The sequence below is a fragment of the Blattabacterium cuenoti genome, assembly GCF_014251955.1.
In the GTDB taxonomy this organism is placed as follows: domain Bacteria; phylum Bacteroidota; class Bacteroidia; order Flavobacteriales; family Blattabacteriaceae; genus Blattabacterium; species Blattabacterium cuenoti_L.
Map to the genome: position 1 here is coordinate 536,880 of NZ_CP059203.1, position 16,880 is coordinate 553,759.

The 16,880-nt window shown below is 26.1% G+C and carries 16 protein-coding genes and 1 tRNA gene; 10 read left to right on the forward strand and 7 right to left on the reverse strand.

From position 1 onward, the window contains the following. Nucleotides 1-183: 183 nt before the first annotated feature. The 4 genes from metE to H0H53_RS02570 form a co-directional block, all read right to left on the reverse strand. A complete protein-coding gene (metE, locus tag H0H53_RS02555) occupies nucleotides 184-2,526 on the reverse strand; it encodes a 5-methyltetrahydropteroyltriglutamate--homocysteine S-methyltransferase (RefSeq protein ID WP_185870428.1) in 2,343 nt (780 codons plus the stop codon). Nucleotides 2,527-2,617: 91 nt separating this feature from the next. After that, nucleotides 2,618-3,820 carry a putative sugar nucleotidyl transferase gene (locus tag H0H53_RS02560; RefSeq protein WP_185870429.1) on the reverse strand — a complete coding sequence of 401 codons (1,203 nt, stop codon included), beginning with the start codon at nucleotides 3,818-3,820 and terminating at the stop codon, nucleotides 2,618-2,620. Between the two features lie 29 nt (nucleotides 3,821-3,849). Next, on the reverse strand, nucleotides 3,850-4,104 hold the full coding sequence (locus H0H53_RS02565) for a type B 50S ribosomal protein L31 (protein ID WP_185870430.1): 255 nt from the start codon (nucleotides 4,102-4,104) through the stop codon (nucleotides 3,850-3,852). Between the two features lie 107 nt (nucleotides 4,105-4,211). Further along, nucleotides 4,212-5,312: a 3-oxoacyl-ACP synthase III family protein gene (locus H0H53_RS02570; RefSeq protein ID WP_185870431.1), complete on the reverse strand. Its 1,101-nt coding sequence runs from the start codon at nucleotides 5,310-5,312 to the stop codon at nucleotides 4,212-4,214. A 98-nt stretch (nucleotides 5,313-5,410) separates the two neighbouring features. Here H0H53_RS02570 and H0H53_RS03110 point away from each other — a divergent pair, with 98 nt between their 5' ends. From H0H53_RS03110 to H0H53_RS02595, 6 genes are all read left to right on the forward strand, one after another. Continuing rightward, nucleotides 5,411-5,584 (forward strand): class I SAM-dependent methyltransferase, encoded by a 174-nt coding sequence (locus H0H53_RS03110; protein ID WP_262887274.1) that lies wholly within the window; start codon nucleotides 5,411-5,413, stop codon nucleotides 5,582-5,584. Nucleotides 5,585-5,607: 23 nt separating this feature from the next. Next, the gene (locus tag H0H53_RS02575) at nucleotides 5,608-6,144 is read left to right on the forward strand and encodes a ubiquinone/menaquinone biosynthesis methyltransferase (protein WP_262887275.1); all 537 of its coding nucleotides are present in this window, start codon (nucleotides 5,608-5,610) and stop codon (nucleotides 6,142-6,144) included. A 52-nt stretch (nucleotides 6,145-6,196) separates the two neighbouring features. Continuing rightward, nucleotides 6,197-7,705 (forward strand): GH3 auxin-responsive promoter family protein, encoded by a 1,509-nt coding sequence (locus tag H0H53_RS02580; protein ID WP_185870432.1) that lies wholly within the window; start codon nucleotides 6,197-6,199, stop codon nucleotides 7,703-7,705. Between the two features lie 65 nt (nucleotides 7,706-7,770). Continuing rightward, nucleotides 7,771-8,040 (forward strand): 30S ribosomal protein S15, encoded by a 270-nt coding sequence (rpsO, locus tag H0H53_RS02585; protein WP_185870433.1) that lies wholly within the window; start codon nucleotides 7,771-7,773, stop codon nucleotides 8,038-8,040. A 282-nt stretch (nucleotides 8,041-8,322) separates the two neighbouring features. Next, nucleotides 8,323-10,464, forward strand: coding sequence for a polyribonucleotide nucleotidyltransferase (locus H0H53_RS02590; RefSeq protein ID WP_185870434.1), 2,142 nt, complete (start codon nucleotides 8,323-8,325; stop codon nucleotides 10,462-10,464). A 27-nt stretch (nucleotides 10,465-10,491) separates the two neighbouring features. Beyond that, entirely contained in the window at nucleotides 10,492-11,355 is an 864-nt protein-coding gene (locus H0H53_RS02595; protein WP_185870435.1) for a sigma-70 family RNA polymerase sigma factor, read from the forward strand. Between the two features lie 4 nt (nucleotides 11,356-11,359). On the opposite strand, the gene H0H53_RS02600 is transcribed toward H0H53_RS02595, so the two are convergent. The 3 genes from H0H53_RS02600 to H0H53_RS02610 all read right to left on the reverse strand — a co-directional run bounded on the left by H0H53_RS02600 (nucleotide 11,360) and on the right by H0H53_RS02610 (nucleotide 12,776). Further along, nucleotides 11,360-11,433, reverse strand: a tRNA-Arg gene (locus H0H53_RS02600). A gap of 48 nt (nucleotides 11,434-11,481) precedes the next feature. After that, nucleotides 11,482-12,240, reverse strand: coding sequence for a triose-phosphate isomerase (gene tpiA / locus H0H53_RS02605; RefSeq protein WP_185870436.1), 759 nt, complete (start codon nucleotides 12,238-12,240; stop codon nucleotides 11,482-11,484). A 29-nt stretch (nucleotides 12,241-12,269) separates the two neighbouring features. Next, nucleotides 12,270-12,776, reverse strand: coding sequence for a DUF1599 domain-containing protein (locus tag H0H53_RS02610; protein ID WP_185870437.1), 507 nt, complete (start codon nucleotides 12,774-12,776; stop codon nucleotides 12,270-12,272). A 45-nt stretch (nucleotides 12,777-12,821) separates the two neighbouring features. Between H0H53_RS02610 and folP the strand changes: the two genes are divergently transcribed. The 4 genes from folP to pdhA are packed head-to-tail and all read left to right on the forward strand — an operon-like array spanning nucleotide 12,822 to nucleotide 16,873. Then, nucleotides 12,822-13,643 (forward strand): dihydropteroate synthase, encoded by an 822-nt coding sequence (folP, locus tag H0H53_RS02615; RefSeq protein WP_185870438.1) that lies wholly within the window; start codon nucleotides 12,822-12,824, stop codon nucleotides 13,641-13,643. 55 nt (nucleotides 13,644-13,698) lie between these two features. Next, the gene (locus H0H53_RS02620; RefSeq protein ID WP_238784260.1) at nucleotides 13,699-14,463 is read left to right on the forward strand and encodes a diadenylate cyclase; all 765 of its coding nucleotides are present in this window, start codon (nucleotides 13,699-13,701) and stop codon (nucleotides 14,461-14,463) included. 31 nt (nucleotides 14,464-14,494) lie between these two features. Then, a complete protein-coding gene (locus H0H53_RS02625) occupies nucleotides 14,495-15,805 on the forward strand; it encodes a UDP-N-acetylmuramoyl-tripeptide--D-alanyl-D-alanine ligase (RefSeq protein ID WP_394798642.1) in 1,311 nt (436 codons plus the stop codon). A 60-nt stretch (nucleotides 15,806-15,865) separates the two neighbouring features. Then, nucleotides 15,866-16,873, forward strand: coding sequence for a pyruvate dehydrogenase (acetyl-transferring) E1 component subunit alpha (gene pdhA / locus H0H53_RS02630; protein ID WP_185870440.1), 1,008 nt, complete (start codon nucleotides 15,866-15,868; stop codon nucleotides 16,871-16,873). Nucleotides 16,874-16,880 lie beyond the last annotated feature (7 nt).

Here is a 16,880-nt window from a genome sequence, read left to right on the forward strand (position 1 = left end):
GAGACAATCTATATAAATATAGAAGAAATATCCTTATTGATAATTTTTTGTATCAGTTTTTTTTTATTTATTATTATATATTTTAAAAAAAAAATAACTGCTAATCCATATAATAATATATATATATAGTCGTTAAGTTATTAAAATAAGGGAGATATCCCTAAGTTTTTTTCTATACTATTCTTAAGAAGAATTAGTAGAAGGAGTAGGATTATTATTTAATAATTTTTCTCTAGCCATTTTTGCTGCTCTTGTCATATTTTTAAGTGATTTCATTACTTCATCCCATTTTCTAGTTTTTAATCCACAATCTGGATTGATCCAAATATTCCTAATTGGGAATCTATTAGAAGCTTTTTGAATTAAATCAAATATTTCCTTTACAGTAGGAATTCTTGGAGAATGAATATCATATACTCCTGGACCAATTTCATTAGGATAAGAAAATTCTGAAAAAGCCTTTAATAATTCCATTTTAGATCTTGATGTTTCTATTGTTAGAACATCTGCATCTAAATCAGCTATATGAGATAATATGTCATTAAATTCACTATAACACATATGTGTATGAATTTGAGTTTCATCTTTTACTACACTGGAAGAAATACGAAAAGCTTTAATTGCCCAATCAAAATAAAATTTCCAATTTTTCTTTTTCAAAGGTAATCCTTCTCTAATTGCTGGTTCATCAATTTGAATTATTTGAATCCCAGAATTTTCTAAAGATTTTACTTCGTCTCTAATTGCCAAAGCAATCTGATAAGCCGTAGTAGAAATCGGTTGATCATCTCTTACAAAAGACCATTGTAAAATAGTTACAGGTCCAGTTAACATTCCCTTCATTAATTTAGGAGTCTTAGACTGAGCAAAACAAATGGATTTGGTAGTCATATCTTTATAACGGAGAACATCTCCATAAATAACAGGAGGTTTCACACAACGACTTCCATAACTTTGAACCCATCCATTATCAGTAGAAAGAAATCCTTTTAATTTTTCTGAAAAAAATTCTACCATATCATTTCTTTCAAATTCTCCATGTACTAAAACATCTAAATTGATTTCTTCTTGTTTTCTAATAACATCTACAATAAATTTCTCAATTTTTTTTTCATATTCTTCTTTTCTTAATTCTTTTTTTTTAAATTTATTTCGTAAAGACCTGATTTCCTTTGTCTGTGGAAAAGATCCAATAGTTGTAGTGGGAAATATAGGTAGATGAAATTTTTTTTGTTGTTTTTTTTGTCTAATCTTAAAAGAACTTTTCCTTTGAAAATCTTTATTTTTTATTTGTGTTACTCTTTCTTTCACTTTTTGATTATAAAAAAGAAAAGAATTCTTTGTTTTTTCCAATGAATTCAAATTTTTGGATAACAAATTTTTATTCCCTTTGATAACATCTTCTAAATCTTTTAATTCATAGATTTTTTGTTTTGCAAAAGACATTCTTTTTTTTACATCTGAATGAATAGAATGTTCATATTCTATATCTATAGGGACATGTATCAGAGAACAACTTGGCGCAATCATAACACGTTTTTCTCCTAATACTTTCATTGCTATTTCTATTTTCTTAATAGAATTAACATAATTATTTTTCCAAATATTTCTTCCATCTATTATTCCTAAAGATAAAATCATTTTTTTTGTATTATTATCCAAAAAATTTAGAATACTTTCTAATTGCTCTGGATCTTCTACTAAATCAATATGCAAAGCTTTTATAGGTAAATTTCTAAAAAGAGAAATATTTTCTGAAATTCCATCAAAATAAGATGTTAATAAAATATTCATTTCAGAACAACATTTAGATATTTCTTGATAGGCATATTGAAAAGACTCTATTTCTTTTCTAGACAAATCAAAAACTAAAATAGGCTCATCTAGTTGAATCCAATTGGCTCCTTGATCCTTTAAGAGATTAATAATTTGTATATAAATCGGAACAATATTTTCAATTAAATCCATTTTTTGAAACGAATTTTCCTTTTCTTTTCCTAAAAAAAGATAAGAAACAGGACCTATCAAAACAGGTTTTGGAATTGACTTTAATACTATTTTTGCTTCTTCAAATTCATCAAATATTTTTTTTGAAAAAATACCAAATTTTTGGTTTTTATCAAATTCTGGAACTATGTAATGATAATTAGTATTAAACCACTTAGTCATCTCCATAGCTTTTATATCCCATCCTCTTTTTTGAAACCCTCTAGCCATTGCAAAATAAATATCAATATTATGATCATCTATCATCATAGTAGTAGATGAGACTGCTGAATGGTAAGATTTAGGGATCACACCTAATAATAAAGACATATCTAATACATGATCATAGAAACTAAAATCATTGCATGGAATTAAATCTAAACCGGATTTTTCTTGTATTTTCCAATTTTCTTTTCGTATTTGTTTCCCAACATCAAATAATTGATTTGAATCTATTTTATTTGACCAATAAGATTCGCAAGCTTTTTTTAACTCTCTTCGTACTCCTATACGAGGATAACCTAAATTATGTTTCAGCATAAAATAATTTTTAGATAATAAATCTAAACTAAAAAACGGACTTATATAAATACTTTTACTTTTATTTATATTTTTACTACTACGACTCTATTTATTTCATGGAGGGATGATGATATAAATATTCTAAAATTTCTTTATCCAAAAAAGAAAAATGGACGTTTCTTCTTTTCATCATAATTTCAGCAGTTTCACAAACTTTTTTAAAAGGAATCACTTTTTTATCTTGTATTCCTCCCAAAGAAAAAGAAGGAATATATCTAGGAGGGAACCCATATCCAAAAACATTTGCATTCACCCCAACCATTGTCGCTGTGTTAAATTGAGTATTAATAGCAGATTTAGAGTGATCTCCCATAATCATTCCAAAAAATTGGACCTCAATAGGATAAAAATTATTTTTTTTATAATTCCAAACTGTTACTTTAGAATAATCATTTCTTAAATTAGAAATATTTGTTCCAGCCCCTAAATTACACCATTCTCCTAAAATAGTGTTTCCTAAGAAACCATCATGAGCTTTATTCGAATAAGAAAATATAACAGAATTTTTTATTTCCCCACCTATTTTACAAAAAGGACCAATGGTAGTCGCCCCATATACTTTAGTTCCCATGTTTAATGTTGCTTTTTTACAAATAGCGACTGGCCCTCTAATCATCGATCCTTCCATGATTTGAACCCCTTTCTCAAGATATATTGGACCCAATTTTGCATTTAGTACAATATTATCTGCAACAATCTTCTCTTCTAAAAATATTCTTTTTTTTAAAAGAATATGATTTTTTCCTAAAAGGGGAAAAGAATCTTTTCCTTTTGTTAAAAAAGAAAAATCTTGTTTTAATACAATTTCGTTATTGATAAAAATATCCCATGGATATTGAATATAAACAATTTGGTTTTGTTTTAATTGATAAATTTTTTTGTATTTTTTTTCATTTTTTAAACAAAATGGATCAGAAAAAGAAAAATAAGATTTTCGAACAGCTACGATTTTTTTGTTAAAAACAATAACTTCATTTTCTTTTAATTTCAAAAGAATTTGAATCAATTCTTCATTTGGAAGAAATGAAGAATTGATCAATAAAATATCCTTAAATACATTTTTTTTTTCAATTTCAAAAGAATATTTCTTTGAAAGATATGGCTGTGTAAGAACAACAGCTTTCCCTCCCATATATTTTTCCCATCTTTCTCTTATAGTTAAGATACCCAAACGAATTTCGGATACTGGTCTGGTAAATGTAATGGGAAACAAATTTTTCCACTCTATTCCATCATATAATATAAAATCCATAATAACACAAAATAGTTTATTTTTTTATTTCAAAATTTTTTATATTTTTCATACTTTTTCTTAAATTTTTCTGCTGGACCTGTTTTTCCTAAAAATCTCTTTTCTCCAGTAAAAAAAGGATGTGAGAAGCTGGATATTTCCATTTTATATAAAGGATAATCTAATCCATTTATTTGAATAGAATCTTTTGTTTCCACCGTAGATTTACATATTAATATTTTTTCGTTATTAATATCTTTAAAAACAACAGGTCTATAATTTTCTGGATGTATTTTCTTTTTCATAATTTAATTTTTTTTATATTATATCAAAAAAATTGATTTATTTGATTCATTTTCAACATAATTATTATCTATCATTCGTGTTGTTGCAAAATAATAATAGATAATAATTATTTAGGAAAACGATAAATCATTCCATTAATATTCATACCAGCTCCTAATGATGCCATTAATATGGTATCTCCAGGATTAATTTTATGAGGAGGCATTTTCCCTTGAAGAATTAAATCTAACAAAGTAGGAACAGTCGCTACAGAAGAATTTCCAAGCTTTTGGATACTCATAGGCATTAAATTTTTGTAAAAATCTTTGTCTTTAAAAAAAGAAGATGAATAATTATACAATTTCAACAATCGACTCAAAATAGCATAATCCATTTTAGCATTTGCTTGATGAATAAGAATTTTATTAATATCCTTAAGATGTAAATCTGCATGATCCAATATGCTTTTTATCATATTAGGAACTTCTGTTAATGCATATTCATAAATACGTCTTCCATTCATTTTAATATTCACTAGAGATTTTTTATAACTAGGATTTAAAGAAGGACCATTCGATAAATAATGTAATTCTTCATTATTATTACATTGAGAATCATAATAAATAATTCCGTGATTCTCATTTTCTATTTCAATTGCAGATAAAACGGCAGCTCCTGCTCCATCCGAAAAAATCATTGCATTTCTATCATGTGGATCTATTACTTTAGATAAAGTTTCAGAACTTGTTATCAAAATATTCTTAGCATATTTAGATCGTAAAAGTTGATCAGCTAAAATCATTCCTTCTATCCATCCTGGACATCCAAAAATCATATCATATGGACGACATTTTCTATTTCTGATTTGAAGTTTATTTTTAACTCTAGCTGCTAAAGATGGCATCAAATCAGATTGAAAAGAAATAGGATTGATATCTCCATAATTGTGAGCAGATATAATATAATCTATTTTTTCTTTATAAATTTTAGAATTAATTAAAGCTCTTTTTGCCGCAATAGTAGCAATATCAGAATTCAATAAAGTATTATTGATATATCTTCTTTCTTCTATTTCTGTTATTTTTTGGAATTTATTAATAATTTCTTTGTTAGACTTATTAATCTTTAATCCTTTCTTGTCGTAAAATGTATATTTAAAAAAATGATTACTTTTTATAATCTTTTTTGGTAAATAATGCCCAGTTCCTGTAATGATTGATCGAATCATTTTTAATACTTTGAAAATAATAACTAAAAAAATCCTTGTAAGAAAATCGTTTTTTTATTAATTTCTTACATAAAAAATTATGTAATATAAATAATCTTATGAACAAAGATCCTATTTTTTCAAAGGAAAAAGAATTAACGAAAATGTTTGACGCTATTTCCTATAAATATGATTTGATTAATCATATTTTGTCTTTTGGAATAGATTTTTTATGGAGAAGAAAAGCTGTACATCTACTTAGTCAGATGACTGTAAAAAAAAAAAAATATTAGATATAGCTACTGGAACTGGAGACTTGGCGATCCTACTTGCTAAAAAATTTTACGATACCAATGTTATTGGATTGGATCCATCTGATAAAATGCTCAAAATAGCTAAAGAAAAAATAAAAAATAATTTTCTGGAAAAAAAAGTTAAAGTTATTCAAGGATATTCACAAAAAATTCCATTTGAAAATAATACTTTTGACGTAGTGACTATTGCATTTGGATTAAGAAATTTTCAGTCTTTTCATCTTTCTTTTAAAGAAATATATAGAATTCTTAACCCTTTAGGAATTTTAGAAATTATGGAATTTTCCAATCCTTCAAATATTTACGTAAAAGAATTTTACCATTTTTATTCTCATTTTATTTTGCCTAAAATAGGAAATTTTTTATCTAAAAATCATTTTGCCTATAACTATTTAGAAAAATCTATTAAATCTTTTTCTTATTCCTATTACGGAAAAAAAATGAAAAAATTCTTAAAATATCACAGATTTAAAACTATTTATACAAAAGAATTAACATGTGGAATTGTATCTATTTATTTATCAAAAAAAATAGTTTAATTTTTTTAAAAAAAATAACTGATTTTTAATCAATTAAAATTTAAAATTACTTATGAAGTATTTATCTGGATATTTAACATCTGCTTTTATCAAAAAAAGAATTAGAAATATAGAATCTATTATCCGTAATCCAATAGAAATACAACATAAATTATTAATTCATCAATTGATTTTATATGCAAAAAACACTGAATTTGGAAAAAAGTATGGATTTTGTGATATCAAAAAATATCAACAATTCTCTGAAAGAATTCCCCTATGCAAATATAGGGATTTGCATTTTATCATTGATAGAATTCGTAAAGGAGAAAAAAATATATTATGGCCAGGTCAAGTTAAATGGTTTGCTAAATCATCTGGAACAACAAATACAAAAAGTAAATATATTCCTGTCACAAAACATTCTATGAATGAATGTCATTATAAAGCAGGAAAAGATATGTTATCTATATACATTCATAATCATCCAAAAACAAAATTTTTTTTCGGAAAAGCTCTTCGTTTAGGAGGAAGTTTTGAATTATACAAAAATTATAACACTTTTTATGGGGATTTATCTTCTATTTTGATAAAAAATCTTCCATTTTGGGCAGAATATATTAGTATTCCTAAGAAAAAAATTGCTTTAATAAGTGAATGGGAAAAAAAATTAAAAACTCTTATCAAAGAAACGGCATATAAAGATGTGCGGATTCTTTTAGGAGTTTGTTCTTGGCTATTGATTTTTTTAAATCAATTGTTAAAAACATTTAAAAAAAATAAAGTTAATGAAATATGGACTCACATAGAAGTGATCTTCCATGGAGGTGTAAGTTTGAAACCATATCTTACTCAATTTAAGAATTTATTTTCTAAACCTATTAATTATTATGAAATATACAGTGCCTCAGAAGGTTTTTTTGCTGTACAAGATAGAAAAAATAAAGAAGATCTTTTACTTTTGTTGGATCATGGAATTTTTTATGAATTTATCCCTATGGAAGAATTTGACAATCCCTACCCAAAAATTATTCCTATTGAAAAAGTAGAATTAAACCAAAATTATGCCCTTGTCGTTTCTACAAATGCTGGATTATGGAGATATGTGGTTGGAGATACAATAAAATTCACTAGCTTATCTCCATATAGAATATCTGTTTCTGGAAGAACGACCCATTATATTAATTCTTTTGGAGAAGAATTAATCATTGAAAATGCTGAAAAAGCATTATACATAGCTTGTATAAAAACGGATTCTATCATTCATGAATATACAGCGGGTCCTATTTATATGAATCAAAAAAATTCTGGAGCTCATGAATGGATTATAGAATTTAAAAAATATCCAAAAAATTTGAACGATTTTAGAGATATTTTAGATAATGAATTAAAATCATTGAATTCTGATTATGAAACAAAACGATACAAAAATATGATCTTACGTCCTCCTGTTATATACGTTGCCAGAAATGGATTATTTTACGACTGGTTAAAAAAACAGAAAAAGTTAGGAGGACAAAATAAAATTCCACGTTTATCTAATGACAGAAAATATATAGATTCTCTACTTAAAATAAAGTAAATAGAATGAAAAATATTTTTAACTTTATCACCAAAAAGACAAAAAAAACTACTAAATAACTATATATGTATTTGACATCAGATAAGAAAAAAGAAATATTTAAAACTTATGGGACATCTATTTTAGATACAGGTTCATCCAAAACACAAGTTGCTTTATTTACTTATAGAATTAACCATTTAAGTAAACATCTAGAAAAGAACAAAAAAGATTTCAATACAGAAAGAGCCCTGGTAAAATTAGTAGGGAAAAGAAAAAAATTCCTGAAATATATAGAAAAATATGATATAAATACTTATAAAGAACTCATAAAACTCTTAGGTTTAAGAAAATGAATGAATGCCCACTCCTTATTTATTATTATTGCATTTTATTCTAAAATATTAGTAGTTAGTATAGTAGTAGATTTTTTATCTAGGTTAGGAGATAGAAAAAAAATAATACTCTAATTAATCTATGTTTAGAATACTAGGTTAGTTAAGTTAGTTATTAAGAATAAAAATAGATAACGCTGCTGCTATACAATAAATACATATCATGATTATGTGATTTCTTTTCAAATCAAAAAGAATAGAAACACAATCTTTTTGTTTTTTATAAAAGAAAAAAAATTCAATATGTCAGATACAATAAAAGAAATCATTTCTCTAGAAAATGATCGTACTATTGTTCTAGAAACAGGACAATTAGCTAGACAAGCAGATGGGGCCGCTATTGTACGTGTAAAAAATACAATGCTGTTAGCGACTGTCGTTGTTTCTAAGGAAATTAATAAAAAAAATGAAATAAATTTTTTACCATTAACAGTAGATTATAGGGAAAAATATTCTGCTGGTGGAAAAATTCCTGGTGGATTTATAAAAAGAGAAGGAAGGCCTTCTGATGAAGAGATTTTAACAATGAGATTAGTAGATCGTGTTTTGAGACCTACTTTTTCCGAATCTTTTCGAAGAGAAATACAGATTATGATATCTTTGTTATCATATGATAAAACTGTATTACCAGATGGATTAGCTGGATTAGCAGCATCTACGGCTTTATCTGTGGCAGGAATTCCATTTGACGGTCCTATATCAGAAATACGTATTATCCGTGTCAATGAAAAATTTATTCTAAATCCTAGTTTAGATCAATTGGAAAAAGCAGATATAGATTTAATAGTCGGAGCTTCTATCAATTCCATTATCATGATAGAAGGAGAAATGAAAGAGATTCCAGAAAAAGAATTTTTAAACGCTATTACTATAGCTCATCAAGCTATAAAAACTCAAATAAAAGCACAAATTCAACTTGTGGAAAAATTACCAAAAAATCGTTTTTTTTTCTTTGACTATGATTCTGATATGGAAGACTCTTTGTTAGAAAATGAAAATTTTAAAAAAAAACTATTTTCCTTCTCCTACAAAAAAGTTGAAAGAATTTATAAAAATTTTTTGAATAAAAAAACGAGATCTATTCAGGAAAAAAAAATATTAAATAAATTCAAAAAAAATTTGTCTTTAGATGAAAGGGAAAAAAATGAAATTTTTATTCATCAATGTTATGAAGAAATTAAAAAAAAAATAATTAGACATATGATTTTGGAAGAAGGAATTAGACTGGATGGAAGAACGAATCAACAAATTCGACCAATATGGAGTATTGTTGATTATCTTCCTGGAGTTCATGGATCTGCATTATTTTCAAGAGGAGATACTCAATCTTTAACTACAGTCACATTAGGATCTTCTTTAGATGCTAATAGAATAGATAATGTTATCATGGAAAATCAAGAAAAATTTTATCTTCATTATAATTTTCCTCCCTTTTCCACTGGAGAAATTCGTCCTATTAGAGGAGTTACTAGACGTGAAGTCGGTCATGGAAATTTAGCACAAAGAGCATTAAAAAATATTATTCCTAATAATCCATACACAATTCGTGTGGTTTCCGATATATTAGAATCTAATGGATCTTCTTCTATGGCGACAGTTTGCGCAGCAAGTTTAGCATTAATGGATGCAGGTATTCCTATTGAAAATCCTGTTTCTGGGATTTCTATGGGGTTGTTTACAGATAAAGAAAAAACAGTTATTATTTCTGATATTATGGGAGATGAAGATGGTTTTGGAGAACTTGATTTTAAAATCACAGGAACAAAAAATGGAATTACAGCATGTCAAATGGATGTTAAAAAAACACAAGGATTGACATATAATCTTTTAAATAAAATTTTAATGCAAGCTTTAAAAGGTCGGATATTCATACTTAAAAAAATGCTAGAAAGTTTACCAAGTTATAGAAAAAAATTGAAACCTAATGCTCCAAAAATATATACTTTAAATATTCCAAAAGATTTTATAGGGGCAGTCATAGGCCCAGGAGGAAAAGTCATTCAAGAAATACAATCTGATACAGATACAAGTATCTTAATTGAAGAAAAAGGAGGAATAGGATATATTGAAATTATAGGAAAGAATTATAATAAAATGGAAAAAGCTGTTAATAGAATCAAAGAAATTACTTTTGTTCCTGAAATAGGAAAGGTTTATAAAGCAAAAGTAAAATCTATAAAAGATTTTGGAGCTTTTGTTGAAATATCTAAAGGAATAGAAGGATTATTGCACATTTCTGAAATAGGATGGAAGAGGTTAAGTAATATAGAAGAGGAATTGCACGTAGGAGATCTTATTGATGTCAAATTTATGGGTATTGATGATAAAAACAAAAAAATGAAACTATCTAGAAAAGTACTTTTACCTCGTCCTACAAAAAAATAATTCTATTACAAAAAATGAAAAAAAAACATGAGACAACTCAAAATTACTAAACAAGTAACAAATCGTGAATCTGAATCGTTAGATAAATATCTTCATGAAATAGGAAAGATTCCATTATTAACCCCAGAAGAAGAAGTAGAATACGCTCGTAGAGCAAGAGAAGGGGATGCATCTGCTATAAATAAGCTTGTTAATGCAAATTTACGGTTTGTTGTTTCTGTTGCAAAACAATATCAAAACCAAGGATTAAGTTTATGTGACTTAATCAATGAAGGAAATTTAGGGTTGATCAAAGGGATATTACGTTTTGATGAAACAAGAGGATTTAAATGTATTTCTTATGTTGTTTGGTGGATCAGACAAGCTATTTTACAAGCAATAGCAGAACAATCACGATCTATTCGTCAACCTACCAACAAATTAGCTTTATTAAATAAGATACTTAAAACTCTTTCTCAATTAGAACAAGAATTACAAAGAACTCCTTCTGTAAGAGAAATAGCAGAACATTTAAATATGAATGAAAAAGATGTGGAAGAATCCATAAAAAATTCAGGAAGACATGTTTCTATGGATGCCCCTTTAGTAGAAGGAGAAGATTCTAACTTATATGATTTAGTTAGATCTGATGAATCCCCTCGTCCAGATGAACATTTAGAAAAAGAATCTCTTAGAAAAGATATAAAAAGAATTTTAGAAACTTTGAGTGAAAGAGAACGTCGTGTCATCATTTTGCATTTTGGTTTAAATGGATCTCCACCAATGACATTGGAAGAAGTAGGACAATCTTGTGATTTAACAAGAGAAAGAGTGAGACAAATTGAAAGCATTGCTCTAAAAAGATTAAAACATTCTTCTAGAAGTAAAATACTTAAACCTTATCTAGGATAAAAAAAGACCTCGAAGGGATTCGAACCCATAATCTTCTGATCCGTAGTCAGATGCTCTATCCAATTAAGCTACGAGGTCGTTGTTTCTATGTAAAGAAAAAATAAAAAACAAAGATAAAAAAAATATTTAGGATGAAAGTATTTTTAAGAATTTTTCTATTTGAAGTGAAGAATTTCCAACAAGACCTCCATCTATATCTTCTTTAGAAAAAAAATTTTTTGCATTAATCTCGTTGAGACTTCCTCCATACAAAATAGAAATTTTTTTGGATATTTTTTCTCCATATTTATCTATAAACAAAGTACGAATATATTTATGCATTTTCTGAGCTTGTTCAGGAGTAGCTGTTTTTCCTGTTCCAATAGCCCATATAGGTTCATATGCGATAATAAAATCGATCATTTTTTCTGAAGAACATTGAAAAACAGTTTCTTCTAACTGGTTTTTTACGACAGTAAATTGTTCTTTTCTTTCTCTTTCAAAAAATGTTTCTCCAACACAAAAAATAATGTTTAATCTATATTTAAATGAAATATGAATTTTTTTTAGTAAAATATCATTTGTTTCATAACAATACTTTTTACGTTCACTATGTCCTAATATTACCTTTTGAATTCCTATAGACTTTAGCATGGAAGCAGACACTTCTCCCGTATAAGATCCATTTTCCATTTGATGAACATTTTGAGCCGCAATGCTGAAAGCAGTTCCCTGTAAAATTTGATTTGAAATTTGTAAAAAAGGAAAAGATGGGGCTATAATTACTTTTTTTTTGTGATTTATTTTTTTATCAAGAAGAATTTTTAATAAATTTCTAAGAAACGAAGTAGTTTCATAGAAATCATGATTCATCTTCCAATTTGCAATTACAATTTTTTTTTTCATTTTTATTCTATTCTTTCTTGAGAAAAATTCTAATTTATTTTATCTATCTTTTTAACTAATAAAAATGTTATCATTTTTAACATTTTTAAATAAAATTTTTCCAAATTTTGGGAAAAAAAATTTTTTTTCTTTTTACAAGATAAAATATTTTCTATTATTGTATCTATTGAAACCTCATCATTATCATTTACTTCTTTTTCGTTAAAATTTTTAATTTTATTTAATTCTTTAGTATAAATATTAAAAATTTCATAATGTGAAATGTTTCTTTTTTCTAAAAAAGAAGTAAAATTTAATTTTATTAATGTTATTATAATATAATTAATAACATCTAGATATGTATCTACAATGTTTTCTTCTTTTACTTTTTGATTCCCTTTTTTTTGAAGATTTTGTATACGTACGATTTTTATAAAAATTTGATCTATCATAGAAGAAATTTTTATAATTTTCCATGACAAATCATAATCTTTTAATTTTTCTTGAAATAATTTTTTACATTTTTTAATGATAAAACCAACGACAATATGATTCATATCATTTAATTTTATTATTCAATAAATTACAAAAATAGTTTTTGAATGACAATTAATTTTGCAGGATCTTTATTACGGTTCAAGGAACCAAAAATTATGGGAATAGTAAATGTAACTCCTGATTCTTTTTATGATGGAGGAAAATTGAGTTCGGAATACAAAATATTACAACATGTAGAATCTCTATTAAATGAAGGATGTGATTTTATAGATATTGGAGGTTGTTCTACTCGTCCAGGAGCTAAATTCCCAACAGAAAAAGAAGAACTCAAACGAGTAATCAGTCCCATTCGTTCTATATTAAAAACATTTCCAAAAACTAGAATCTCTATAGATACTTTTCGTAGCAAAGTAGCAGAAATATCTGTAAAAGAAGGAGTTGTAATGATAAATGACATATCTGGAGGAATGCTGGATAAAAAAATGTTTCTCTTATTGTCTAAAATGAAGATTCCATATATATTAAATCATATGAATATCAAAAAAAAAATTGATGAAAAAAATATCAATACAATTATTATAGAAATCAATAATTTTTTTTCTACAAAAATTTACTATTTGAAACAATATGGGGTCAATGATATCATTTTAGATCCTGGATTTGGTTTTGGAAAAACATTGAAACAAAATTTTAAATTATTGAAACATTTATCTCTGATAGGTTTTGAAGATCATTTAATTATAATCGGTATTTCTAGAAAATCTATGATTCAAAACTTTCTAAATATTTCTTCTGAAGAATCATTAAATGCTACTTCTATCATTCATACTTTATCTCTATTACAAGGAGTCAAATTGTTACGTGTACATGATGTGAAAGAAGCTATAGAATGTATAAAATTAGTACAATATTATAGAAAAATATAATAGAAAAAAACTTATATTATTTTTGTGTAATCCCGTTTTTTTATTATTATTTTTTTTGAAAATTTCCTTCATAGATATTTTAGATATTTTTCTAGTAGCTATTATTTTATTACAAGTCTATAGACTTGTTTATAACACAGCGGCTTTAAATATTTTTTATGGAATTATTGCTACTTTCATTTTTTGGAAAATAGTAGAAATGTACGAAATGAAACTCCTTAGCATAGTTATAAGTGCTTTTTTCAAAGGGGGTTTCTTAGCTTTAATTATCCTATTTCAACCAGAAATAAGAAAATTTCTTCTTATAGTTGGTAGCAGAATTTTTTTGAAAAAATTTGTTCTTTCTCTATTTGGAAAATCAGGAATTACTTCTTCAATAAAAACTGAAACTATAGATAGTATTGTCAAAGCTTGTGCTATTTTATCAGGAGATAAAACAGGAGTATTGATAGTGATTCAATTACATCAAGATCTAAAAGAATTTATCCAAAATGGAGATGAAATGGATGCTAAAGTTAATATTCCTATTTTAGAAAGTATTTTTTATAAAAATAGTCCATTACATGATGGAGCTGTTGTTGTGATAGGAAATAAAATCGTGAGAACAAGAGCCATTCTTCCAGTTTCTTATAACAAAGAAATTCCATCTCGTTTAGGTCTTCGTCATAGAGCTGCTATTGGATTATCTGAAAAAACAGACGCAATCTGTCTCGTTATTTCTGAAGAAACTGGTTATATATCTTATATAAAAGATCAAAATAGAATAGTCATTACTAATATTAATAATCTAAAAATGAAACTTGAAGAAGATTTGCTTTAATTTTATTTATTCAAAATAGTTTTAATCACGTATGTATTTTATGAACATCATTAATTTATATAGATTATATACTATTTCTTCTGGGATAGGAATAAATAGTAAAAAAGTAAAAAAAGGTTCTATTTTTTTTGCTTTAAAAGGAAAAAATTTTGATGGAAATCAATTTGCTAATGAAGCCATTTCAAATGGAGCAATGATGGCAATAGTAGATAATCCAAAATATTCTTTTCCTTTTAGGAATATTTTTTTTGTAAAAAATACTTTGTTTTTTTTACAAAGACTAGCAATCTATCATAGATTACAACTTAAGAACATTCCGATTATTGCCATTACTGGAAGTAATGGAAAAACAACAACTAAAGAATTAACAACAGCTATTTTAACTGAAAAATATAATTTTGTTCATTCTACTAAAAATAATTTCAATAATCATATAGGTATTCCATTAACTATCCTATCTATGTCTAAAAAAACACAAATTTCTGTGATAGAAATAGGAGCAAATCATGAAAAAGAAATACAAAAAATGTGTTCCATAATTAATCCAGATTATGGATATATAACTAATTTTGGAAAAGCTCATTTAGAAGGATTTAAAAATATAAAAGGAGTGATTCGTGGAAAATTAGAATTATATGATTTTTTGAAAAAAAATAAAAAAAAAGTTTTTGTAAATGGAGATGATCCCATTCAATTAACCAATAGTTTAGGAATTAATAGATATATTTTTTCTGAAAAAAAAAATTCAGATGTAACAATTCAATACTTATGGAATCAAAAAAATTTAACATCTATTTTATGCATAAAAAATATACAAATAATTTCCAAACTAATAGGAAATTATAATTTATACAATATAGCTTCTGCCATTACTATTGGTAATTATTTTCAAATACCTTTAAAAAAAATTAAAAAAGCTGTAGAAGAATATGTTCCCAACAATTATAGATCTCAAATTTTAGAAAAAAAAAATATAAAAATTATTATAGATTGCTATAATGCCAATCCTACTAGTATGAAAAAAGTTATTGCATATTTTAATAATCAAATTGAAGGAAAAAAGATGGCTATCTTAGGAGATATGTTGGAATTAGGTCGCTATTCTAAAGAGGAACATCAAAAAATTATTTCTTATTTAGAAGAGAGTAATATAAACACAATTTTTTTAATTGGAGAAATATTTTTTCACACAACTATAAAAACTTCTGATAAAATCAAAAAATTTATTAATAAAAATATTTTCATCCAATGTATGAAAAATTCTTATTTTAAGAATATAGATTATCTTCTTATTAAGGGTTCTAGAAAAAATTCTTTGGAAAATTTGATAAACTTAATCTAATTTGTAGATTTAGATCTTAAAGATTAAATTTGTATCAAAAACTTCATAGAAATTTTTTTTATGAAAGAAATTACCACAGAAACCTATCTGAAGTGGTTTAAAGATATGTCTTTTTGGAGAAAATTTGAGGACAAATGTCGTTCCCTATATTTAAAACAGAAAATAAGAGGTTTTTTGCATTTGTATAACGGTCAAGAGGCGATTCCTGCAGGATTAACTCATGCAATGGATTTATCTAAAGATAAAATTATAACTGCTTATCGATGTCACATTTTACCCATTTCTATGGGAGTTGATCCAAAAAAAGTAATGGCAGAACTTTTAGGAAAAACGACAGGAACTTCTCATGGAATGGGAGGTTCTATGCATATATTCAGCAAAAAACATCGTTTTTATGGAGGACATGGAATAGTAGGAGGTCAAATTCCATTAGGAGCGGGAATTGCTTTTGCTGATAAATATTTTAACAGAGATTCTGTGACCCTAACACTTATGGGAGACGGAGCAGTGAGACAAGGTTCTTTACATGAAACTTTTAATATGTCTATGATATGGAAACTTCCTGTTGTTTTCATTTGCGAAAATAATAAATATGCTATGGGTACATCTGTAAAAAGGAGTACTAATGTAGAAGAAATTTACAAAATAGGGGGATCATATGGAATGCCATCTTATCCTGTAGATGGAATGGATCCTGAAAAAATAGCAAAAATAGTTTTCTCCGCTATTGAAAGAGCTAGAAGGGGAGATGGCTCTACATTTATAGAGGTGAAAACTTACAGATATAGGGGCCATTCTATGTCTGATGCAGAATCATATCGTAATAAAGAAGAAATTCATTTCTACAAAAAAAAGGACCCCATTTTAAAATTAAAAAATATTATTATTAAAAACCAATGGGAAACTATAGAAAATTTAAATTTGATTGAAAACGAAATAAAAAAAGAAGTAGAATCCTGTGTTGAATTTGCAGAAGAATCGGATCCTCCTTCTTTAGAAGAAATGTATAATGTTGTTTATAAAGAAACAAGTTATCCTTTTTTAGATAAAAAAGTTATCCCAAAATAATTAAAAT